We start from the raw sequence: 23083 nt of genomic DNA, 5'->3' as shown, positions 1-23083 counted from the left end.
GGTTTCCCCCGTAAACACTCATCACGCCGTCACCCCCCGCTCCTCCAGAGCCAGCTTCATCGACCGCAGGGCGTAGAACACCCTGGAGCGCACGGTGCCACTGGGTATGCCCAGCGTCTCGGCCGCCTCATTGACGGTACGTCCCTTGAAGTACGTCTCGACGAGTACCTCGCGGTGGGCGGGGGTCAGGTCGTCGAGCGCATCCGACAGCGTCATCAACCACAGCGCCTTGTCGATCTCGTCCTCCGCGGGGATGACCTCCAGCGGCGACGGATCGACCTCCTGCGGCCGGGCCTGCCGGCTTCGGTGGCCGTCGATGACGATGCGCCGGGCGACCGTCACCAGCCAGGGGCGTACCGAACCGGTCGCTCGATTGAGCTGTCCGGCGTTCTTCCAGGCACGGATGAGCGTCTCCTGCACGACGTCCTCTGCTCGTTGCCGGTCACCGGCGACCAGTCGAAGGACATAGGCGAGGAGGGGTCCGGCGTGCTCTCTGTACAGTGCACGCATCAGCTCCTCATCTGGTTCCGAGGGCTGGGACATGCGATGTCGGGCCCTCGATGCACGTTCATTGGCCACGACGGAATCCTTGCGCACGCCCACCTCCGATGTCCGGGGGTTCCCCCAGTCGGTCGCTCGACTACCCGTACGCAAGCGGTGGGTTGAGTGTTCAAAGCGAGACGACAGTTTTCTTCGGAGTGACGTGACGAGCGGGACATGGCAGCACATTCCCACCGTGCGATCTTTACATTTCCACCACATCGGCAAGATCGACTCGGCGCTTCCCTACGGGTGCGTAGGTAAACGGCATGTAATCGAAATCACTTCGACAGCCGTTCCACAGAAGCCGCATAACGGACTGTCAGGCGCGCGCGAGCGCCGCGCGACGACGGTGCCGGGCCACCCTTTCGCGGTTCCCGCAGACCTCACTGGAGCACCAGCGCCTCCTGCGACCGCGGGACGTGTCGAGATAGACGATCGGGCAGTTGTCCCCCTCGCACTCCCTCAGCCCGGCCCGCGCGACCGGATCGGTGAGCAGCTCCAGGGCGTCCCGCGCGACGGCGCCGAGCAGGGCGACGCACTCGGGCGGATGATCCAACCGGCGCACGAGCGTGCCGTCTTCACCGCGTACGGCGCAGGGGGCCGGGGGCGCGGCGCGGGCGAGGCCGTTCACCTGGGCGAGCGCGATGTCGTACGACGGCCAGGGCTCGGGGGCGAGGCTGCCGCGCACCAACTGCCCGATACGTCCGCGCAGTTCGCGAAACCGCACGAGCCACTCGGCGTCGGCGTGGGTGAGCGGGGTGCCGGATGGGACGAGTCCGGATCGCGTGATCCAGGTGCACAACACCTCCACCGAGTCCAACCGTTCGTCCGGGTGCGTGGTCGCGAGGAGATCCAGACAGATCCGCCCGGCGTCGAACCGCAGCTCGTACGCGTCCGTGGCCGTACCCAGTGCCATGTGCCTGTCACCGCCTAGGGTCACCCCGGTCATGAGCCTCATGCGGGGTCGGTGAGGTGCCGTGAGGAGAGCCGGGAAACCGTTTCCCTCTCACAGTGCCTTCCCGGTGACGGGACCGGAACCCCCTGTACCGGCGGTCGGCCCCGGCTAGGGGGTGTTGTGAAAGTCCCGCACAGCACCCCCTAGGGCTCACGCATCCGCGTACTTCGTGTCCGCCGCGGGGTCCAGCGCCAGCCGGTACCCCCGCTTGACCACCGTCTGGATCAGCTTCGGCGTCCCAAGGGCCGTACGCAGCCGGGCCATCGCCGTCTCCACCGCGTGCTCGTCCCGCCCGGCCCCCGGCAGGGCCCGCAGCAGGTCGGCGCGGGGAACGACCCAGCCCGGCCGGCGCGACAGGGCCCGCAGCAGCGACATGCCGGCGGGGGGCACCGGGCGCAGCGCGCCGTCCACCAGGACCGCGTGTCCCCGGATCTCCACCCGGTGACCGGCGATCGGCAACGAGCGGGCCCGGCCGGGAAGTTCCTGGCACAGCAGCTGGACCAGCGGGCCGAGGCGGAAGCGTTCGGGCTGGACCGTGTCGACGCCGCGCGCCTGGAGGGGCAGCGCGGTGACCGGCCCGACGCAGGCCGGAAGGACGTCATGGGCGAAGGCGGCGAGCAGCTCCGGGAGCAGCCCGCGCTCCTCGGCCCGGGACAGCAGGGACGCGGCGGCCGGTGCGCTGGTGAAGGTCACGGCGTCCACTCCGCGGGAGACCGCGGCGTCCAGCAGCCGGTCCACCGGCCCGACGTCCTCCGGCGGCAGCCACCGGTAGACCGGTACCCCCAGCACCTCCGCTCCCGCGGCCCGCAACGACTCCACGAACCCGGGCAGCGGCTCACCGTGCAGCTGTAGGGCGATACGGCGGCCGTCGACGCCCTCCTCCAGCAGCCGGTCCAGCACCTCGGCCATGGACTCGCTGGACGGCGACCAGTCCTCGGTCAGCCCGGCGGCCCGCACCGCGCCCTTGACCTTGGGCCCGCGCGCCAGCAGCTCGGCCTTGTGCAGCCGGGCCAGCAGATCCTCGCCGAGCCCCCATCCGTCGGCGGCCTCGATCCAGCCCCGGAAGCCGATGGCGGTGGTGGCGACCACGATGTCCGGCGTCCGCTGGATGATCTCCTTGGTGGCGGCGAGCAGCTCGCTGTCGTCGGCGAGCTGCACGATCCGCAGGGCAGGGGCGTGCACGACGGCGGCGCCACGCCGCTGGAGCAGCGCCCCGAGCTCGTCGGCCCGGCGCGCGGCGGTCACTCCCACGGTGAACCCCGCGAGGGGCCCGTGTTCGGGTTGCTGCTGTTCGTCGTACATAACTCTCGTCCCGCACTCGAGTTGTGGTGCTTGCGTCAGATGGTTCGCCTCAAGGGTGGTCGGTCGGGAAGCGGCTCCTGACCTCACCCTTGGTGGTTACACCTGCATGCCGATCGAGCCTGTCAACGGTGCGTGACAGGCTCGGTTCGGCTTGATGTCGACGGTGTTACGTCACACCTCGGCGTAGCTGAGCTGCGGCTTTGCCTCGGTCGTCGATGTGGCGTGGGTCTCCGCGGCGGCCGGGCGGCGAAGGTATACGGCCCAGGTGACCCCGAAGCAGACGGCGTAGTAGATGAGGAAGGCGACGAAGGCACCGGTGCCGGAGCCGACGCTGAGGAAGGACTGGCGCAGCGACAGGTTGATGCCGAGGCCGCCGAGGGCGCCGACCGCGCCGATCAGGGACATGGAGGCACCGGACAGCCGCCGGGCGTACACGGCCGCGTCCTCACCGGTCATGCCCTTCGCGGCGGCCTTGGCGCGGAAGATGCCGGGGATCATCTTGTACGTGGAGCCGTTGCCGAGGCCGGTGAGGATGAACAGGGTGATGAAGCCGGCGATGAACAGCGGCAGCGAGTGCTGCACCGAGGCGGTGACGATGACGCCGGTCGCGACGGCCATCAGCGCGAAGTTCCACAGCGTGACCTTGGCCCCGCCGAGCCGGTCGGCGAGCTGACCGCCGACGGGCCGGATCAGCGAGCCCAGCAGCGGGCCGATGAAGGTGAGCGAGGCGGCCTGCAGTGGCGTACGGCCGAACTGGTTCTGCAGCACGAGGCCGAAGGCGAAGCTGTAGCCGATGAACGAGCCGAAGGTGCCGATGTAGAGGAAGGACATGATCCAGGTGTGCCCCTCCTTCACGGCCTCCTTGGCCGCGCCGGTGTCGTTGCGCACCGGACCGAGGTTGTCCATGTACCGCATGCTCAGCACGGTCGCCAGGACGATCAGCGGGATGTAGATCGACAGCAGTACGCGCGGGCTGGCGGCGCCGACGATGCCGATGACGGCGAGACCGAGCAGCTGGACCACGGCGACGCCGATGTTTCCGCCGCCCGCGTTCATGCCGAGCGCCCAGCCCTTGAGGCGCAGCGGGTAGAAGTTGTTGATGTTGGTCATGGAGGAGGCGAAGTTCGCCCCGCCGACGCCGGTGAGGATCGCGACCAGCATGAACGTGCTGTACGAGGTGCCCGGCTCCATCACGAGCAGCAGTGCCGTGGTCGGCACCAGCAGCAGGCCCGCGCTGAAGATGGTCCAGTTCCGGCCACCGAACCGGGCGACGGCGAAGCCGTAGGGCACCCGCAGGATGGCGCCGACCAGCGAGGCCACGGCGACCAGGAAGAACTTGCCGGCGGGGTCGATCCCGTACTCGGGCCCCATGAACAGGGCCAGCACGGAGAACATGCTCCACACCGAGAACCCGATGTGCTCGGAGATCACCGAGTAGGTCAGGTTCCGCCGGGCGATGTGCTTTCCTTCCGACTCCCAGAAGGTCTCGTCCTCGGGGTCCCACTGCTCGATCCAGCGGGACCCCTTGTGGGGTGGCGGGGTGGTGGTCGGGGCTGTCATCTCACGCCTCCACGGGCTTCGGGGCTCGGTCGCACTACGAGTGGCTGGTCCCGAAGGTAGGGAGGGCTCGTTTCCGCCCTGTGGCACCGGGTGACCGGAAAGGAACTTTGCTCTCACCCGACGGGAAGGGCGGATGAGAGGTTGCGTCGGTCGTCCCTATATAAGGGCGGGATATAGGGGACGGGGGCCGGCGGTCGATGTCGGCCGGCCGTCGATGTCGGGCGGCGGTCGAGGATCCGGCGACCGTCGAGGATCCGGCGGCGGCCTCAGCCCTGCGGGGGCTGCCAGTGGGGGTTCTGCTGGGGGTAGGGCGGCTGAGGGCTCTGCTGGGGTTGGGGTTGGGGGTGGGGGTAGGGCTGGTGGTGGGGGTGGGGGTGGGGGTGGGCCTGCGGGTGGCCGTACGGCTGCTGCGCTTGCTGTGGGGCGGCGTAAGGGCCCGGGGGCTGGGACTGGGGAGCGGCGTAGGGGCCGGGTGCGGCTGGCTGGCCGTAACCGCCGGGGGCGGGGGGCGGGGGCTGGTTGCCGTACGGGCCGGGGGCGGCGGGCTGGCCGGCGTACGGCCCGGGGGCCTGCTGCTGCCCGTATCCCCCGGCGGGAGGCTGGGTGCCGTAGGGAACGTTGCTGCCCCCGAACGGATTCCCATGCCCCGGAAGCTGCCCGCCCGGCGGCAGGTACCGCACCCGTCCGCCCTGTTCCGTCACCGGCATGAACCCGGCGGCCTGGAGCCGGGCCGCGAACTTGGCGTTCCGCTTCCGCGTGACCACGAGCCCGACGCCGAGCAGCGCCATGAGCCCGGCCCACCCGAGACCGGCGAAGAGAACGGCGTCGGCATCCCCACCGGCCTGGGCGACGGCGATGACGAATCCGAGGGTGATGCCGCCCGCCGCCCACCACATCCTCTTCTCGGCATGCCTGCCGGTGAGGTCGAAGTTGATCCGGGCCTTGAGAAGCTCATGCGCGTCGGGCACGAGGGGCGGTACGGAGACCCCGTCACTGGCGTTCGGATACTGCGCCCAGTTCTGCGCGGCGCGGGCGCGGGCCTGCGGGCTGGGGTCGGGCGCGATCAACATGACGAGCGCGTTGTTCCGCCCGCCGCTCTGCCGTACGTCCATGTACTCGTACCCGAACTGCTGGGCGATGAAGGCAAGCCTGGCGAGCTTCTTCACGGAGGCCATGGGACTGGTGAGCTCGACGGGCTCCCCACTCGCGATCAACCGCAGCATCTTCTGCACTTGCCGCTTGCTCATCAACACCAGCTCCCCACCGACCACCCGGGCCAACAGACCCCTCGGGCCACCCCGTTCACCTGCGCATCCAGGTCAGTGTTCCATGGGGGTCTGACAGCGGGGAACCTCGGTCGGCAGGGTTCACAGGATCTTGAATGAACCACCCGAGAGCCTTTGGCTACTCCACTCCCTCTTCGGGATCAACGTGACGTCCGGTCGGCACCCCACTGGCGCCGCCAACTCCGAGCTCTATGGCACGGGCGGTTTCACTGCGCGCATTCTCGCCTTAACACTCCAGCAATTGCTGTTGTGAACGAGAACCGGCGTCTCCCCCGCCAGCACGTAGTACGTGCGCTACACGGCTGCCTCTACCTGCTTTTCGCAGGTCAAGCGCAGTTTGCTGGTCCGGTGAGGTGCGTGGTTGTGCGGGGTTCTTGCCGTCGCTACTGCCGTCAGGTGGTTCAGCCCAGGTACGGTTTCTCGCGCTGTTCCAGGAAGTGCTGGAGCCTGAGCCGTTGGGTGTGGTGCATCGGCAACTGCTCGATCTCTTGCGGCGGCACGAACCGGAGCTCGGTGGACTCGTCGGAGATCTCCAGTCGGCCACCGGTAATGCGGGCGGTGAAGCAGACGTTGAACTGTCGCCGGACCTCGCCGTCGGTGTAGGCGATGATGTGTTTCAGGTCGGTGTAGGTGCCGACCAGACCGGTGATCTCGATGTCGAGGCCGGTCTCTTCCTTGACCTCGCGGACGGCCGTGCCGGGCAGGGAGTCGGTGAGGTCCATGCCGCCTCCGGGCAGCGCCCATAGGTCGTTGTCGCGGCGGCGCTGGAGGAGGATGCGCCCGTGGTCGTCGATGACGACGGCGGACGCGGCAACGACCATGCTGTTCGGCCTGGGTGCGTTCGGGTCGTCGTAGTACTCGGTGCGGGCCACGGTCAGCCTTCCTCTCGTACGGGGGCCGCCGTCGTCCACAAGGCGTCGAAGCTCTCGGCGTAGGTGTCGAACATGCCGCCTGTCTCGTGTCGCGAAGATGCCACACGGGGGCGGCGTAGGCGTTGACGCCCCACACATGGGCGTTGACAAGTTGCTGGTCGTCGGCGCAGAAGCCGGCATCAGCTCAGACGCGATCAGTTGCCTATCTCTCGGAGGGAATATGTCGCAGCAATTCGCCGTACAGGAATTGCATGAATCCCTCGAAATCTCGCGCGATCACCTGTACCCCGGACTCCTCCGCCTCATAGACATCACCGACGAGAGATCCACCTTCCAGCCGAACAATCTCTCCGGTTTGACGATCGGCAGCAAACAATGCACCGCCACCGTCAGAGCCAAACACGGCGACAGTCCGATTGGGCACGCTTCTCACCTGTGTTGGCTGAGCGCCGCGCAACCCCTCAACCACATACTCGGCCTCATCGACAAAGAACCCTGGACCGACATCAGGCAAGGAGATTTGCGCCACGTGCAAATAGAACTCGATCAAATCCCCCGCACCCGCGTCACTCAAGACCGCAGCGAGCGCATCGCGACCACTGCTATCAGCGGCTCTTGACACATGGTGCTCACCTGGCGGATACCCATACATGGCCTCGAACCCTGCGACGAACCGTGAGGCCAGGCGCAACATTTCGTCGATCCAGCTATCAACGTCCGGCCCAGAAATAGGCACCATATCCCCTATCGATCTGCCCCGCGAAGTCTTCTATTTGAGCTCGCGAGGGGTTCGGGTTCATGTCATGGAACCATTTCCATTGGTTGGTTATCTCTTGATGGACGTTGGCTCCACGGGACTTCATCCTACTGCCGGGCACTCCACGCATGTTGGATGGCGCATCGAAGTCAAAGTCACCGAACTCCGGATGGTTTCGATACTCCTGCGGGATGGCATGGTGGGCATCCCAATCATCTGGCAGCCGCTTCATGCCGCTGCGGTGCAGGTACGCCTGGAACCTACCCCGGTAGTTGCCGATGTCGATGGTAGGAGCTTCAGGCGCCTTACCCGTAGGACATCCGTTGCTGTTGTGAACGAGAACCGGCGTCTCCCCCGCCAGCACATAGTACGTATGCAGATCGTCAACCGTGAGGTTGTACGTGCGGGCATGCCTGGTGAAGGGACGGTTCGCGGTGACGATGACGGTGTCGCCCTCGTCGGTGAGCAGGGTCATGCCCGGGCCAAGGTCCCCCGCTTCGACCCACTCTCGCTCCGATGGGGACCAGAACGGGTGCTCATGCGTGGCCGTCAGCTTCTCGATGCCATCCGCTGTCGCGATGGACAGCTCGTTGAAGTGCTTGTCGTCCTCGGTGGTGATCAGGCGGGTGACCCTCCTGGGCCCCGACTCGCCGGTTTCCGGGTCAGTGGCCAGGACCTCGTCGCCGACTTCGACGTCCTCGATGTCCTTGGTGGTGCCGTCGGCCATGAGGACGTCCGTGCCAGCCAGGAAGCACTTGCAGGAGGAGCCCCACTTCAGCTTTCCGACCCCGCGTGCGCCGAGGTAGGTCGTGATCGACTGGAAGCCCACGTTGCCGCATATCGGGCATGTGTCAACCGTGTCGATCTTGTCGACGTGCTTCCAGCCGTCGTAGAAATCGCGGAGCGCGCCGCACTCGTCGATCGCGCTGGTGCCGGCGGTGCATCGCTCCCGGAAATAGAGCTCGACCAACAGCTCATAGCTGAGATCGCTGAAGTAGACGTTGTTCCTCTGCAGCTGACCGATGCTCGGAAGCTGCTTCTGGTACTCCTGGTAGATCTTCTTCGGCGGCAGGGCGGGCTTGCCGTCGCCGAGGTCCACGACGACGGAGACATGGCCGCCCCCGCCCCCGCCGCCGCCCGAGGCCTGCGGCGTACCACGCACCGTGCCGTCGGGGTTCAGTCCGCCGTTGGGGTCGCCCTGGGTACCGCCATCGGGACGGGTCCAGCCCTTGCCGTCGTTGCAGCTGTCGCACCAGAGTCCGGTCGGGTCGCTGTCGCTGACCGGACTGTTGTTGCTGTACGCGTAGCCGTTCATCTGAAGCGGGTCCGCGAAGTCGATGACCGGGTCCGCGGAGAGGAAGCGGCCGGAGTTCTGGTCGTACTCGCGGGCGCCGATGTGGGTCAGGCCGGTCGCCGCGTCGTCGATGCCCACGCCCAGGTAGCCGCGCTTGTTGGGCCAGTTGGTCGGCTTGGCGCCCCGGGCCTCGCCGTACGGCTTGAACTCGCGGCGGGTGACGGGTTGGCCACTCGACGCTTCCACGGTTGTGTTCGCCGTGCCCAGGTGGTCCGCGAGCAGAACGTTCAGCTTGTGGCCCGTCGTCGCGCCGTTGCTCGTGGTCCGGGTCACCGTGGGTGCGCCGGACTGGGTGTAGGAGCGGGACGCCTTGGTGACCGCGCCCGTGGCGTTGGTCGTCACCTCGCTCTCGCCCAGGTAGAGCGTCGAGCCCGACGGGGAGTTCTCCAGGATGCGGTTGCCCGCGGCGTCGTAGACGTACGTCGTCTTCCTGCCGTCGTCCGTGATCGTGTCGAGCTTGTTCTCGGACGTCCAGGTCAGGTTCTGCGTAGTGGCGGACAGGCTGCGGACCTCGGTGTTCCCGACGGCGTCATAGGTGTAGCTGCTGCCCTTGCCCGACGGGTTGGAGCTGATCCACTTCATCGTGTGCGGCTGCGCGGTGGTCCCGTAGCCGTACGTGTGGGTGACGTTCTTGGTCGCGTCCGCCGGGTCGTGTTCCGTCAGCGTGGCGCGGTTGCCCAGCCAGTCGTGGGTGAACGACTGGCGGTACGCCGTCGCTCCCGTGGCGACGGTCTCCGCGTCGGGAGCCGTGGCCGCCAGGGTCGATGACAGGGAGGCGTCCGGGCTCGACTTGTCGCTCGCGGTGTCCGGGGCATGGGCCACGGGGCCGGAGGAGTTCCGGGAGTCTGTGCGATAGCCCCACGTCGTGCCGTTCGACGCCTTGCAGCCGGTGGCGTTGCCGGCCGGGGTGATGTTCGACGTCCAGGCGTTGACCAGCTCGCCCATCACGTCGTAGGTGAAGCACTGGGTGTCCCACGTGGTACCCGAAGCCGCCGACAGCTTGCGGGCGTTCGACGTGATGGTGCCGGACGGGTCGTACGAGTAGTAGCTGTCGGTGATGCGGTGCGGTCCGGAGGTCTCGCGGTCGGTGACCGTGCGCTGGAGGCGGCCGGTGTGCGGGTCGACGAAGTTGGTGGTCCAGACCCGGTAGGGCTGGGAGCTGGACACTGTCCGCAGAACCTCGCCGTACGGCGAGTAGGTGGCGTCGGACGTGTACCAGGCGAGGCCCGAGGTCGACTCGGCCAGGCCGTCACCGTTGTAGCGGGTGACGACCTTCTCCTTCGCCAGTCCGCCCACGGCGGGCAGGGTGGCCGACTGCGGCTTACCGGTCTGGGTGTAGGTGTACGCGTACGTGTATGTGCCCGCCAGGCCCGCTGTCAGCGGGTTCGACGGGATCATCGTCTCACTGCCCGTGGGCCGGTAGTCGGTGTCGTAGCCGGTGACCCGGTTGACGTAGTCGCCGCCCGACGTGTGCCGGGTCGAGGCGACCGGCCGGCCCAGCGCGCCCGGCAGGCTGTCGTACGTGAACGACTTGACCGGGGCGGCGGTTGCCGAGCCCTCACGGACGAACGTGATCCGGCCGAGCTCGTCGTAGTTCGTGTACGTCGTCCGCGACTTGGCGTCCGTCGCCTTGACCGGGCGGTCGGCGTCGTCGTACCAGGTCTCCGTCCTGCCGGTGTCCGGGTCGGTGCTCGACGTCACACGGCCCCTGGCGTCGTAGGTGTAGGTCCAGGTGTTGCCTGCCGGGTCGGTGACCTTCGTGCGGTAGCCGCGGGCGTCGTACTCGTATGTCGTCTTGCGGCCGCTGTTCTCGGCGGTGGCGGATTCCCAGTTGGTCTTGGCGGCGTTGTCCTTGTAGTGGCGGATCGCGGTGACCCGGCCCAGCGCGTCGGTGTACGTGCGCGTCTGAGGGGCGGTCGAACCCGCCGGGTCCGTGAAGGCGCTGGTGTCGTCGTAGAAGGTGTACGAGAGGTGATCGGCCCTGTACGTGTCGCCGTGGTACGTCAGCTGGATCGACGGCCGTTCCAGACCGTCATGGATGTACTGGACCCGGCTCGGGATCAGTGCGTTCGATCTCGGCGCGAACAACTCGGCCGTCGGCTCGCCCTTCGCGAGGTAGCCGCTCGTCTGCTCGGCGACCAGGCCATGGTCGTCGTACCTCGTGTCGGTGATGATCCGGCCGGGGCCGTGCGCCTCGGACTGGGCCTGGACCTGGCGCATCAGGCCGTCGTAGATCGCCACCTGACGGCTGTGGGTACCGTCGTCCTTCAGCGTCTTCACGGTGACGGCGGCGGGCCTGGTCCCGGCGGGGGTGGCCACCGCCGCCTGGTACGCGATCTCCACGTCCGGGGACTTGCCGCCCGAGGAACGGGACGGCGACCAGCCCTTCACCAGGCGGCCGAGGGCGTCGTACTCGTTGCGCGTGACCCGGCCGTTGGCGTCGGAGACCGTCAGTGCCAGGCCGCGCCCCGGGTCGAAGGTCGTTGTGACGGCGTGGCCCTTGGCGTTGATCGTCTTCAGCGAGGTGACCGGCCCGCCCGTGTCCGCAGGCGTGTACTGCGTCTCCGTGGTGCCGGCGTCCGGCTTGGTGACGGTGCGGACGCGGCCCAGTGGGTCGTACGTGGTCCTGGTGACGATCGAGTAGGAGGTTCCCGCGCCGTTGACCCCAGCAGCCGAGGTGACCAGCCCCTTCGTCGGCGTCTCGCCGTACCCCGAGCCGTCGTAGCTGTTCCGCACCGCCTTGATGAGCTTCGTCGCCGGGTCCGCCGTGTCATGGGCCGCACAGGACGTGCCCGTACTGCGCTGCTCCTTCGGCAGGCCGATCAGCCATGCGGACGTGTTGTGCACATACGACGTCTTGGTGCAGGTCTGTTCGGAGAGGGTCTCACCGGTGCTGCCGTTCGGCTTGACCACGGCGGTCTCCACCTGGATCGGCAGGCCGTGTGCGTCGTCGACCGTCGTCAGTGTCCGGACGGCCCGCCAGCTGCCGCCGACCGGCTGGATCTCCTCCGTACGCTCGGTCCCGCTGCGGTGCGCGAGCAGCGGCTCCATCTCCGTGCCGTTCTCGGCCTCCCGCGAGCGGGACGCGGTCTGCTTCGACCAGGGGTAGTTGAGCGTGCGCTTGTGGATCCGCTTGTCGGCGTCCCGGTAGGTGATGCTCTCCGCCGTCATGCCCGCGTACTGCGGTGCGTCGTCGGCGAGCAGCGTGTACGTGCCCGTGGAGTCCTTGACCGCGCCGCCCACTCCCAGGAAGTACCGGGTCTCGGAGTACGACTGGCCCTGCGGGATGTTCGGCTGGTTGCTGGTTCTGCTGCCCTTGGCGACGGCCACCTGGCGATAGCCGCGCCACACGCTGTACGTGCGCAGGGACGGGCGGGTGAACTCGTCGTCGCTCTTGGCCCAGGCGGGATCGGTGTACTTGTACGTCGTGTGGACGGGCTTGCCGTGGGAGGTGACCTTGTCGGTCTCGGTCACGGAGTGCACGACGTACTTGTTGAACCAGGACTTCGCAGGTGTCTTCTCGTCGCCGTCGGGCGACCAGCGGACGGGGTAACAGGTGCCGTTCCGCTCGCCCTTGTCCTCGGACGGCTCGGTGGCGCAGCCGCCCTTGTACTCGACCTCGATGTCACCGCCGTACTCCGTGGCGACCGCGCCGATGCGCGGGCGGGTGAACGCGGGGCGCTGGTCGTTCGGACCGCTCGGCACGAGATTCGGCAGCTGGCGGTCCTTGAGACGGCCGCGCAGGGGGGACGTGGAGCCGACCGAGTACTCCGCGAAGCTGACACCGTCCTTGTGCTGGAGGGTGCCGGTGGTGTCGCCGGGGGCGAACCCACGACGGGTGATCGAGTTGAGCCACAGGCCGGGAGCCGTGTCGTACCAGTCCTCGGGGAAGGACTGGTGGAGCTGGTACGTGTCGACCTTGCCGAGGCCGGTCCGGCCGGCGCGGGCGGCCTTCGTCGTCACCGTGTCCAGACGCATCTGCGTCCAGAAGGAGGGGAAGGCCGGACACAGCTTCGACGTGGACTTGCAGTTGAGGTTGCCGGGCGTGTCCCACCAGGAGCGGTATGCGCCCGGGTCGTCGGTCTTGGCGAAGTTGGCGGGGTCGCAGGCCGTCTCCGACTTCAGGCAGCGCTGCTTGACACCGAACTCGACCGTGGCGGACGGCTTGGTCAGGTCCGAGCGCATGCCGTACTCGACGGACCGCGGGTAGGCGTAACGGTCGTACTGCTCCGGGGACGTGAACTTCTTCTTGACGGCGTAGTGGTTCGTCTCCTGCTTCCAGTTGACGACCATCGTGTTGCCGTGCACGTCGACGACCTTGTCGAGGCCCCAACGCCACGCCTGCTTCTTGCCGGCACCGCAGCGGGAGTCGGCGAAGGCGGTGGCGTGGCAGGGCTCTTCGGGGTGGTTGCCGAAGACGGGGACGACTGAGACGGAGTCCGTGTCGGCGTGGCCGCCGCCCACCTGGTTGAGACCGAAGTAGTACTTGGTGCCGTCCCGGGTCGTGACGATCCAGTACTCGCCGTTGTTGTCGCCGTTGGTGCCACCCGTCCGGCGCTCCACGCGGCTTCCGTCGTCGCTCTGGGGGCGGTAGATCTCGGTGTCGGTCTCTGGGTCGCTGCCAGCCGGCGCGTCCCGCACCAGCTCCACACTCCGGCCGCCGAGCGACATCACCGCGTTGTACGACACCCAGCACAGGTCGGACGTCTTGTCCTTCTTGGCCGTGTTGTTGGGCGTGCCGGACTTCAGCGCCTTGCGGTCGTCCTGACAGGTGCGGTAGCGGCGCTCGATGTGACCGGGGTCGTAGTCCCAGCCCTCTCCGATCCAGGAGGACTGGGGAGAGGACACCGCGACACGGCCGTCCACCGTCTGAGAGTTGTAGCTGAAGGAGACGCTGGGCACCGGGCCGGCCGGAGCCGCCGGCATCGTCAGCGGGTACGACCAGGTGAACGCGCCCGACGCCCCGCCCACCTGCCACTTGCCGTTGGAGGCCAGGGGCGTGGCCTTGAAGGTGCCGCCCGCGCCGCCGCCGGAGTCGACCGCGCCGATGACGGCCGTGTCACCGGCCGCCGCGACGGGAGTGGCCGAGGTGCGGAATGCCGCCTGGACGATCGACGGGCCGTCGGACTCGGTGGTGCTCGCCGAGGCGGCGGGGGTGATCGTCCCGTCCGCCGCCGTGTCGACCGTCGCCGTGATCGACTGGGCCTTGGTGTCGTTGGTCGTCTCCAGTTCCTCGTACACCTGGCACGCCTCGTTGTCCGGCGTGGTCAGGTAGCACTCGGGGAACTGGACGAAGCGCAGGCGGGAGGCCCAGTCGGCGCCGTAGAGGTTCTTGAACTCGGCGTAGTCGAGCTTGACCGAGACCGGAACCGAGCCGGTGTCCGGTGCCTGGACCTTGACGACGGCGCCGTCGACGCCTTGGGCGACGGTCGCGGCGCGGTCGAAGACCTGGACGGACCAGGTGCCGGTGGGGGCCGGCTGGTCCGGGGCCTGCCCGAGGCTGACCGGGAGGTCGTCGACGGGGGTCAGGGCGACCTGCTGGGCGGTCGTGCCCACGCGTGCCGCGGCCTGGCTCGTGGTCGACGCCGTCGAGCCGAAGCTGACCGTCCCGGAGTCGGCGACCGGAGCCGTGGCCGTGCCGGCAGGAGCCGCTTGCCGGTCCTCGGGGACCTCGACCTTCAGGGTCTCCAGGTCCCGCTCGAAGGTCTCGCCGGCGACAGGCTCGTCCTGGTCGAGAGTCTCCAGGTCCAGCGTCTCGCGGCCCTTCTCCGCGACCGCCGGGTCGGGCGGCAGCGCCAGCGACTGCGCGGGCAGGAGGCCCGCCAGCAGAGCGGCGCCGAGGGCGGGTACGACGGCGCTGCGCACACGACGCAGACGACGGCGACGGACATGCGAAGAGCGACCGAACACGACGAGGTCCCCCCGGACCACTTGAGGCGGGACCAGGATCGGACCACGCGTGATGGCGTATCGCGCAGATTTTGTGACGGCCTTGTGGAGTTCCGCTAGATCAGCCGTGTGGATGTGATGACCATCACGGTGCGTAACGCCTCATTGCGGTACGTGAGGATCGATCGGGACTCTTCCCGAGCCAACGGACGTCCCAACCGCTTCGCGATCATTCGCCCAATTGATCGCTTCTGCCGGCAAACGGCACTGGATTCAGGGAACTTGGGGGATGGTTCGCCATGTTTTGACCCCAAGCACATGGCCGCGCCGCCGAGTTGCGGATCTGCACGTCCAACCATCCTTACGGCCCTCACGGTTGATCGACTCAGTTCCGTCCCCCGCATGCGAAGGGTGACGGCAGGCCGCTCATGGGTCATCATCTGCTCGCCCGGCCGCGCCCTGTCGCGCGCCGGTTCCAAGGGGGGAAGGGGAGCTCGCCCGATGACGCGCAAGACGCGCAACTGGCGCCGTGTGCCCGGACGTAGGACCACCGCCGCCGTACTGACCGCGGCGCTCGCCGCCACCGGCATCGCCTTCATCGGCCTCGGTCTGGACGAAACGGGTTCACGCGACGGGTCAGGCCGAGAAGCGAGGACGAAGCCCGTCGCCGAGGCCGCCGCGATCGCGCGGGCGGCGAAGACCGGCAAGTCCGTCGAGGTCACGGCGCTGCGCACCGAGCGCTCCAGCACGTGGGCACGGCCCGACGGTCTGCTGGCCAAGAAGCTGTACTCGTCGCCGGTTCGAGCCAAGGTGGGCGGCGAGTGGAGGGACATCGACTTCGACCTCCACCGCACGAAGGCCGGTTGGGAGCCCCGGGCCACGAACACGCGGATCGTGTTCTCGGCCGGCTCCGGATCGCGCGACGGAGAACAGCGGGCCTCGCGCTCCACCGTGCGCCGGGTCTCGCTGGTGAAGGGGCTGAAGAGCGCCGCCGAGGAGACCGCAAGCCCTCTGGGCACCCTGACCGTCGACGGCCATGACATCCAGCTGACCTGGCCGGGCACGGTCCCCGCCCCGATCATCGACGGCTCGCGCGCCCTGTACCCCGAGATCTTCCCGGGCGCCGACCTGGTGCTGACGGCCGACGACGACGGGTTCGCCCAGCTCCTGGTCCTGAAGAACCGGCAGGCCGCGGCCGATCCGCGGGCGCGGGAGATCTCGTACGGCATCACCTCCGCGACGCTGAACTTCCGGCTGGATCCGGTCACGGGCGTCCTCACCGCCGAGGACGTCTTCGCCAACGAGGTCGCGATGTCGCCGACCCCGCTGATGTGGGACAGCAGCGGCCAGCCGGCCGTCACCGACGGATCGGTCGGCGCCAGCGCCCAGCCGACCACGTCGGAGAGCCCGGAGCCGGCCGAGTCGGTCACCGACGGACCGAGCGAGAGCCCGAGCCCCACCGAGGAGTTCATCGAGACCGACGAGCAGGCGGACACCGCCCCCGAGACCCTTCCGGCGGCCACCGACGGTCCCGAGCCCTCGGTGTCCGAGTCCCCGCTGCCGTCCGCCCCGGCCGAGCCGACACCCGCACCCTCGCAGACCGGCTCGGCGGCCACGCTGAGCCTTCCCGGACTCGACGGGCCCTCGCCCGACTCGCGCGGCGAGCTGGTCGAGCCCAGCCTGGCGGCGGCGAGCTGGACACTCACCCCCGACCCGGGCTTCCTCGACGACCCGGCCACCACGTATCCGGTCTTCATCGACCCGTCGGTGAAGAAACACACGCAGAACTGGACCACCGCCTACAGCCGTCACCCCAACGCCACCTTCTACAACGGCAAGGGCTTCAACAAGGGCGGTACGCACGAGGCCCGGGTGGGCTTCGAGTCGGACACCTGGGGTACCTCGCGCTCGTACTTCAACATCGCCTTCGACAAGGACCTCAAGGGCGCGAAGATCACAAGTGCGAAGCTGCGCATGCTGGAGACGTACTCCTGGTCGTGCAGCGCACGTGCCATGAGCGTGCACCTGACCGGCCCGGTCAACGGCAAGACCAACTGGAGGAACGCGCCCAAACTGCACGACGGCAACAAGTTCGCGACCAAGAGCTTCGCCCACGGCTACAAGTCCGGCTGCAGGGACGCCTACGAGACGTTCGACGTACGCAGGGCCGCGCAGAAGCGGGCCGACGAGGGCAAGGGCACGATCACGTTCGGCCTGCGGGCACGGGACGAGCACTCGCAGTACGCGTGGAAGAAGTTCCAGGCGAACGGCGACCACGCACCGGTGCTGGAGCTGGTTTACAACCGCAAGCCGACCATCGACTCCAAGTCGCTCGACCTCGGCCCGGACGCCAAGTGCACCACCACCGAGCCGTACGTCCGCATGGGCTCGGGGAACCTGACGTTCACCGCGCGGGGGTCCGACCGGGACAGCAATCTCGACTACCTCGACTTCGACCTGTGGCCGCACGGCAAGTGGGCGACGACGGGCGATCTGCTGGGCTCCACCGGCAAGGTCTCCGTCGGCGGTGACAAGAACACCGCGCTGCGCACGACAGCGGGCTTCTCCACCAGCAAGCTGACCAACGGCACCCTCTACTCCTGGCGGGTGCGCGCCGTCGACGACACCGGTTCCAGTTCGAGCTACGCACCGGCCAGGACGCCGTGCCGCTTCGTCCTGGACACCACCGCGCCCAGGCCGCCCAAGGTCAGCTCCACCGACTTCCCCAACGCCGACGGCAGTGAGAACGGCTTCGGCAACGACGCCGAGGACGCCAACTGGTCCACCAAGAAGTTCGGCACACCCGGGGCGTTCACGTTCCGCGCGCTCAACAGCGACGTCGTGCGCTACGAGTACGGATTCAACTCGCCCAGCTACACCGGCAGCGTCACCCGCACCGCCGGCACGGCCACCAGCGTCAGTGCCACCGTCTCCAACGCCAGACCGCCGACGGCCGGGCCCAACGTGCTCTACGTCAGAGCCGTGGACAGTGCGGGCAACCCCTCGCAGGCCACGAAGTACTTCTTCTATGTCACGCCCCGGGACCAGGCCGACGCGCCCGGCGACTTCACCGGCGACAAGCTTCCCGACATGATGGTGGTCACCGGGGCCGGCAACCTGGCCATGTATCCCTCGCAGGCCACCACCGACCTCTCCAAGGGCAGCGGCGACCTGGACTACTCGATGCCCGGCGCCTACCGGGGCAACCCCGCGAAGGACCCCAACGGCGACGATCTGCCCGCCTACGTGGCCGCGCCCAGTGGCCACTTCAAGGGCGCCCTGATCACGCACAACGGCGACATCTACGGCGGCGACGGCCTTCAGGACCTGGTCGTCCGCCTCGGGAGCAAGTTGTGGGTGTACCCCGGCGACGGCTACGGCGCCGTCAACATCGACAAGCGCCGCGAGATCCTTCTCCCCGACGGCGCCCCCGACCCCGCCGACCTGACCCAGTTCGTGTCGGCGGGCGACGCCACCGGGGACGGGCGGGCCGACTTCTTCGCCACCATCGGCGACGAGTTGTGGGTGTTCACCGGTTACCACGGAGCCACCATCGACCAGGCGACCCGGCTGTGGACCTCGGGCTGGACCAGCCGGGACATCGTCACCGCGCTGGACGTCAGCGGCGACGGCGTCACCGACCTCGTCTACCGGTCCGACGTCTCGGGCAGGCTGCTGCTCCGCAAGGGCATCGCCGCGTCCGGAGGGGGTGTGAGCCTCGCCTCCCTGGGCAATGCCGGAAGTTCGGCCGGGGGCGCGGACAGCGAATACGGTGCCTCGGGCTGGGCCGTCAGCAACTTCCCGCTGCTGATGGGCACCCCCAGCGTCGATGGGGACGCGGACGCCGTGCCCGACATCTGGGGCGTGCGGTCCGACGGATCCGTGCGGCTCTACGCGGGCGGCAGGACCGGCGTCGTGCCGGGGTCCGGCAAGGAGATCGTCGGTCCGGCGAGTTACTGGAGGACACGCATCGCGATCGGATGACGCGGATGGGCGAAGGCCGCCGGTGCACGGCGCCGGCGGCCTTCGCGCTAGCGGGCGTGGGTGCGCCGCTTTCGTCCGCCGTCCGGCCACAGCTGCGGCTTTCTCCTCGCCGCCAGGTCCTCCGCCCAGCCGAACCAGACGACGCAGCTGCAGATGAGGACCCAGGTGAAGGCCAGCACCGGCCATGGGCTCTCCAGCAGCCAGGAGAAGTGCATCCACATCACGTCGATGCCCCAGAGCCGGTCCCACATCGTGGCAGCGATGAGGATGCAGATGTTGTGCCAGAGATAGATCGTCACCGCACGGGAGTTGAGCAGCGTGATCACCTTGTCCCAGCGGCGCAGCCGACGGGGCCACTGCGACCACGACGGGCTGACGTGCAGCAGCAACAGGACCGTGCCGAAGGACCAGAGGGCCTGGGCCAGGGGCATGGTGTCCAGGTCGTGGTCCGTGGAGAAGTCGTGGTTCAGGGCGTACCAGAGACCGACCAGGGCGAAGATCGGGGCCACCGAGGGCACGACGTACCGCGGGAGTCGCCGCAGGACGCCCTCCTGGTGGGCCATGCCGAGGATCCAGCAGGCGCCGAAGGTGCTGAAGTCCGTCAGCGCCGACGGGAACCGCTCGCCCGGGAGGATGATCCAGCCCTGCTCGAAGGCCAGCGACAGGGCGAGCGGCGCGAGGATCGTCGCCAGCGGCATCGCGCGCAGGGCCTTCAGCAGGAAGGGCGAGAGAAGGACGTACCAGAGGTAGGCGCGGATGTACCAGAGCGGTCCGGCCAGGTCCGCGGCCCAGTTCTCGCCGACGAAGCCGTGGATGCCGGGGAGTCCCTCGGCGTACGGCGGATCGCTCAACGGGACGATCCAGTAGGCCAGGTGGATCCACCACCAGCCGGGATGGCCCTCCGCGTCCGGGCCCCAGCCCTGGATCACCATGCCGGTGACCCCGACCACTCCCAGGAGCCACAGCGGGGGCAGGAGGCGGCGGACGCGGCCCCTGATGACCTGCACCGCCGGGCGTTTCAGGGAGCGGGCCATGAGGTTGCCGGCAAGGGCGAACATCACGCCCATGGAGGGGAAGAGCAGGGGCAGCCAGGCCCAGCCCGTCAGGTGGTAGAGGACCACGCGGAAGAGGGCGAGGGCGCGCAGGAGGTCGAAGTAGCGGTCGCGGGCCGGTGCCGGTCGGGCGGGCTGCTCCTGACTGGCCGGGTCGGACGGCAAGGTGGATGCCGTGGCGGGAGGGTTCATCGGACCGGCCTCTCGTCCATGACCGGCCGCCGCTGCGTCGGTACGGTCGGCGGGGCGGACACCCCGCCCTTGCGCCGCAGCTTCTGCCAGCGCAGGCGGCCGCCGGTGAGGGCCGTGATCCAGGACTGGAGCAGGACGACGTACATGAGCTGGCGGTAGAGGATCTGCTGGAGCGGGAGCGAGATCAGCGGGGTCAGTGGCTCGCGGTCCAGGATGAAGGCGTAGGCCGCGCAGGCCGCCTGGATGGCGAGGACGCCGAACCAGGCCAGGATCGTCTTCTCCGTGGGGCCGAAGACCAGTCCGTAGATGAGGAAGACGTCAATCAGCGGGGCCAGGAGCGGGGCGAGGACCATGAAGAGGGACACCAGAGGCAGGCCGACCCTGCCGAAGCGGCCCGACGGGCCCCGGTCCACCAGGGCGCGACGGTGCTTCCAGATCGCCTGCATGGTGCCGTACGACCAGCGGTAGCGCTGCGACCAGAGCTGCTGGACGGATTCGGGTGCCTCGGTCCAGGCCCGGGCCTTCTCGGCGTACACCACGCGCCAGCCGTCGCGGTGGATCGCCATCGTGATGTCGGTGTCCTCGGCGAGCGTGTCGTCGCTCATGCCGCCGACCCGTTCCAGCGCCGAGCGGCGGAACGCGCCGACCGCGCCCGGGATGGTCGGCATGCACTGGAGGACGTCGTACATACGGCGGTCCAGGTTGAAGCCCATCACGTACTCGATGTGCTGCCAGGCGCCGATGAGGGTGTCCTTGTTGCCGACCTTGGCGTTGCCCGCGACCGCGCCGACGCGCGGATCGGCGAAGGGCTGGACGAGTTCGCGGACCGTGGACGGCTCGAAGACCGTGTCGCCGTCCATCATCACGATCAGGTCGTGCCGGGCGTTGGCCAGTCCGCGGTTCAACGCCGCCGGCTTGCCCGCGTTGAGCTGTCGGACCACCCGTACGTTCGGCAGCCCCAGGCCCTCCACGAGACGGGCCGTGCCGTCGCTGGAGCCGTCGTCGATGACGATGACCTCGACGGGGTGTTCGCTGCGCATCAGGGACCGCACGGTGTTCTCGATGCACTTGGCCTCGTTGTACGCCGGGACCAGCACCGACACCGGTTCGGTGACCGGCGCGTTCGGGCCCCAGGTGAAGCCCCGGCGGCGGGTGCGGCGGGTGTGGACGCCGGACAGCAGCAGCATCAGTCCGAAGCGGCCGAAGACGAGGAAGCCGATGGCCGCGAGGCCGACGACCAGCACCGCGGTGATGTTGTCGGAGGCGTCGACCAGGAAGATCCAGGCCTTGCCCTTCCACAGGTCGAGGCCGGTGACCGGGGTGTGCGCGCTCGGGGCGTTCAGCGCCTCGGTGAGGTTCTGGAACTCGTAGCCCTGCCGCTGGAGTTGGGGGATCAGGGTGTCCAGGGCCTGAACCGTCTGGTGCCGGTCGCCGCCGGAGTCGTGCATCAGGACGATCGCGCCCTTGCCGGGCTTGGGGGTGGAGTTGCGGATGATCTGCTCGACGCCCGGCTTGCGCCAGTCCTCGCTGTCGGTGTCGTTGACGATGGTGATGTAGCCGCGTCTGCCGATGTACTCGGTCACCGGCCAGGAGTTGTTGTCCATGTTCTCGGACTTGGACGAGTACGGCGGCCGGAACAGGGAGCTGCGGATGCCCACGGAGCCCGCGAGCGCGAGCTGGTTCTGGGAGAGCTCCCAGTCGATGCGCTTCTTGGACTGGTAGGAGAGGTCCGGGTGGTTGAAGGTGTGCAGACCGATCTCGTGGCCCTCGTCCACCATGCGCTTGACGAGGTCCGGGTAGCGGGAGGCCATCGTGCCGGTGATGAAGAAGACGGCGTGCGCGTCGTTGCGCTTCAGGGCGTCGAGCACCTTCGGCGTCCACTCGGGGTCGGGCCCGTCGTCGAAGGTGAGGACGACACTGGTGTCCGGCACCCGGAGCGTGCCGGCGCGGCCGCTGCGGGTGTCGATGACCGGGCCGCCCTTGAGGATCTCCTGCGGCACCTTGTCGTTGGCCGCTGCGGGCCGCACGCGGTAGTCGGCCAGGATCTCGCTGTGGACGTACCCCCGCAGCATCAGCATCGCCATCAACGCGACGAGGAGGAGCGAGGGCAACAACAGGCGCATGGGCACACGGCGGCGCCGGGAGCCGTCGGGGGCTCCGGTCGCGGGCCCGTGACGGCGGGTGCGGGATGCCATCAGAGGATGTACTCCGGGGACGGGGCGGCGGACGAGGAGGCGGCGGGGTCCGCCTCCTGTGCGAGGGGGGTGGGGTCGCTCGGGCCGTTCGCGACCGGCCCGGCTGCGGGCTCCTCGGTCGTCGCGGGATCGGTCGGCTCCTGGGTGGTGCCGCCGCCGTCCGTCGGGCTCGGGTCGGGGTCGCCGGTGGCCGGCTGGGTGGGCGGGTCGGGGTCCTGGGTCGGGTCCGTGCCCGGGTCGACGGTGGGCTTCGTGGGGCTCGGCTTCGGGTCGGCCGAGGCGCCGGGGTTCTCGGCGGTGGGCGACGCGCCGGGCGCGGAGACGGTCGCGTCCGGGGACGGGATCGTGCCCGTGCTCGCCGTCGGCGAGGTCCCCGGGGAGACGCTGCCGGTGGCGGAGGGCTGCGGTGCCGACTCGGCGGGCAGCGGCGAGGTGTCGACCTTGCCGGCCGGCTTCTCCTGCGGGCCCTCGACGGGCAGCCAGGGCGCGTCGGAGTTGCCGGAGAGCACGGTGGCGACGATGACGACGGCGTAGACCGCGCAGGCCAGGCCGACCGCCATGCCGAAGCGGCGGAAGCGGCGGCTGCGGCGGCCCGACTCGTCGACGAACACCGGCCCGTCGGAGCCCTCGCCGCCGCCCGGACCGTCCTGGGCCGCGTGCAGCATGTTGTCCCGCTGCAGACCGACGGCGTCGAGCTGCACGGTGACCTCGTGCGGGTCGTGGGTCGCGCCGGACGCGGCTGCCGCGCCGGGCTGCGCGGCCGCGGGCTCCTCCGGTTCGCTCCACGGGTCGAGGACCGCGGGGGCGCGGCGCGTCTCGCCGGGCGCCGGGGAGGGCCCGTCGCTTCTGCGGGCCGACGGACGCTCGAACGCCGACCAGACGTCGGCTCTCGTACCGGGAGCGGGCCGCCGTGTCCCCGTCGACCCGTCGACCGCCGGAAGCACCGCGGTCTCGTCGGCGTCCGAGGAGGCGTGCCCGCCACCGCGTCCGCCTCCGCGCCCGCCACCGCGGAGGACCTCCGTCTCCTCCGCCTCGGACCGGGAACGACGGCCCGGGCCGGGCATACCGGTCACCTCGGTCCTCCCGGTCGCCGGGAACGCCTGGGTGTCAGCCCCCGGGTTCCCCACGCAAGCACCGCCGCC

General features: G+C 69.1%; 12 protein-coding genes and 1 pseudogene. 2 read left to right on the top strand and 11 right to left on the bottom strand.

Annotation, left to right across the window (positions count from 1 at the left end):
* Window positions 1-21: 21 nt before the first annotated feature.
* The 7 genes and pseudogenes from IM697_RS06285 to IM697_RS06255 all read right to left on the bottom strand — a co-directional run.
* Window positions 22-543, bottom strand: coding sequence for a sigma-70 family RNA polymerase sigma factor (locus IM697_RS06285; RefSeq protein ID WP_010039908.1), 522 nt, complete (start codon window positions 541-543; stop codon window positions 22-24).
* Window positions 544-862: 319 nt separating this feature from the next.
* Window positions 863-1459 (bottom strand): CGNR zinc finger domain-containing protein, encoded by a 597-nt coding sequence (locus IM697_RS06280; RefSeq protein WP_194045494.1) that lies wholly within the window; start codon window positions 1457-1459, stop codon window positions 863-865.
* A 189-nt stretch (window positions 1460-1648) separates the two neighbouring features.
* On the bottom strand, window positions 1649-2800 hold the full coding sequence (locus IM697_RS06275) for a uroporphyrinogen-III synthase (protein WP_194045493.1): 1152 nt from the start codon (window positions 2798-2800) through the stop codon (window positions 1649-1651).
* 171 nt (window positions 2801-2971) lie between these two features.
* Window positions 2972-4360, bottom strand: coding sequence for an MFS transporter (locus IM697_RS06270; RefSeq protein WP_194045491.1), 1389 nt, complete (start codon window positions 4358-4360; stop codon window positions 2972-2974).
* 266 nt (window positions 4361-4626) lie between these two features.
* Window positions 4627-5607 (bottom strand): hypothetical protein, encoded by a 981-nt coding sequence (locus IM697_RS06265; RefSeq protein ID WP_194045489.1) that lies wholly within the window; start codon window positions 5605-5607, stop codon window positions 4627-4629.
* Window positions 5608-6047: 440 nt separating this feature from the next.
* Window positions 6048-6518 carry an NUDIX hydrolase gene (locus tag IM697_RS06260; protein ID WP_194045487.1) on the bottom strand — a complete coding sequence of 157 codons (471 nt, stop codon included), beginning with the start codon at window positions 6516-6518 and terminating at the stop codon, window positions 6048-6050.
* A gap of 2 nt (window positions 6519-6520) precedes the next feature.
* Window positions 6521-6684 (bottom strand): annotated as a pseudogene (locus tag IM697_RS06255) (XRE family transcriptional regulator); the annotation flags it as partial.
* Between IM697_RS06255 and IM697_RS06250 the strand changes: the two are divergent.
* Window positions 6655-7137: a hypothetical protein gene (locus IM697_RS06250; RefSeq protein ID WP_194045485.1), complete on the top strand. Its 483-nt coding sequence runs from the start codon at window positions 6655-6657 to the stop codon at window positions 7135-7137. The pseudogene IM697_RS06255 and the gene IM697_RS06250 overlap by 30 nt on opposite strands.
* Before the next feature lie 91 nt (window positions 7138-7228).
* Here IM697_RS06250 and IM697_RS06245 read toward each other — a convergent pair whose 3' ends face one another.
* Window positions 7229-14494, bottom strand: a complete 7266-nt coding sequence (locus tag IM697_RS06245; protein WP_228044527.1) for a polymorphic toxin-type HINT domain-containing protein — start codon at window positions 14492-14494, stop codon at window positions 7229-7231.
* A 525-nt stretch (window positions 14495-15019) separates the two neighbouring features.
* On the opposite strand from IM697_RS06245, the gene IM697_RS06240 reads away from it, so the two are divergent.
* Complete coding sequence (locus IM697_RS06240; RefSeq protein WP_194045483.1) at window positions 15020-18502, top strand: DNRLRE domain-containing protein; 3483 nt, start codon at window positions 15020-15022, stop codon at window positions 18500-18502.
* Between the two features lie 47 nt (window positions 18503-18549).
* Here IM697_RS06240 and IM697_RS06235 read toward each other — a convergent pair whose 3' ends face one another.
* Genes IM697_RS06235 through IM697_RS06225 form a run of 3 tightly spaced genes read right to left on the bottom strand, consistent with a single transcriptional unit; the run spans window position 18550 to window position 23005 of the window.
* Window positions 18550-19746 carry an acyltransferase family protein gene (locus IM697_RS06235; protein WP_194045481.1) on the bottom strand — a complete coding sequence of 399 codons (1197 nt, stop codon included), beginning with the start codon at window positions 19744-19746 and terminating at the stop codon, window positions 18550-18552.
* Entirely contained in the window at window positions 19743-21941 is a 2199-nt protein-coding gene (locus IM697_RS06230) for a bifunctional polysaccharide deacetylase/glycosyltransferase family 2 protein (protein ID WP_194045479.1), read from the bottom strand. The genes IM697_RS06235 and IM697_RS06230 overlap by 4 nt, the downstream gene beginning before the upstream one ends.
* On the bottom strand, window positions 21941-23005 hold the full coding sequence (locus tag IM697_RS06225; RefSeq protein ID WP_194045477.1) for a hypothetical protein: 1065 nt from the start codon (window positions 23003-23005) through the stop codon (window positions 21941-21943). The genes IM697_RS06230 and IM697_RS06225 overlap by 1 nt, the downstream gene beginning before the upstream one ends.
* Window positions 23006-23083: the final 78 nt, after the last annotated feature.

Source organism: Streptomyces ferrugineus (genome assembly GCF_015160855.1).
GTDB lineage: Bacteria > Actinomycetota > Actinomycetes > Streptomycetales > Streptomycetaceae > Streptomyces > Streptomyces ferrugineus.
Note: the sequence above shows the minus strand (reverse complement) of the source record. Positions and strands in the feature narration are given on the sequence as shown.